At 67.0% G+C, this 584-nt stretch carries 1 protein-coding gene; it reads right to left on the bottom strand.

The window, feature by feature from the left end; genetic code table 11:
- Positions 1-584, bottom strand: a 584-nt coding sequence (locus BN1120_RS00490) for an ABC transporter permease (protein WP_042014275.1), incomplete at both ends; no start/stop codon positions are given.

Here is a 584-nt window from a genome sequence, read left to right as displayed (position 1 = left end):
AACATCTTCTCGAGCAGGGCGCTGCCCGCCCCCAAGGTGCGCATCAGCAGCAGCTCCCGGCGCCGATGGGCCATGCCGGCCTGGGTCTGGGTCAGCAGCACCAGCAGGGCGGCCACCGTCACCAGCCCGAGCATCAATCCCAGGGCGCGGCTCACCTGATCGGAGACCAGGGTGAGGCGCCCTATGAGATCCTCCACATCGATAAGGCTCACCGTGGGGTGGCGGCGGATGAGTTCCACCTCTGCCCCTCGCCCCTCAGGCGGCAGACGATAGCTGCCGAGCCAGGTCTGGGAGAAGGGGGCCAACACGTCCGGCGAGAAGATCATGTAGAAGTTCGGCCTCATGTTGTCCCACTTGATGGACCTCAGGCTGGTCACCCTGGCCTCGAACGCCTGCCCCTCTATGGTGAAGCCGAGCACGTCTCCGAGCGCGATGCCGAGCCGTCCCGCCAGTGCCTCGTCGACGGAGACCTCCCCCTTGCCGGCCAGCCATTGACCGGCAGTGACCTTGTTGTCGGCGGGCAGGGCCGATGTGGTGGTGAAGTTGAGCTCTCTGTCCACCCCCTCCCGCGCCGCATCCTCCCC

It is taken from the genome of Aeromonas caviae (genome assembly GCF_000819785.1).
In the GTDB taxonomy this organism is placed as follows: domain Bacteria; phylum Pseudomonadota; class Gammaproteobacteria; order Enterobacterales; family Aeromonadaceae; genus Aeromonas; species Aeromonas caviae.
The sequence above is the reverse complement of the archived record's forward strand: the minus strand, read 5'-3'. Positions and strand labels throughout refer to the sequence as shown.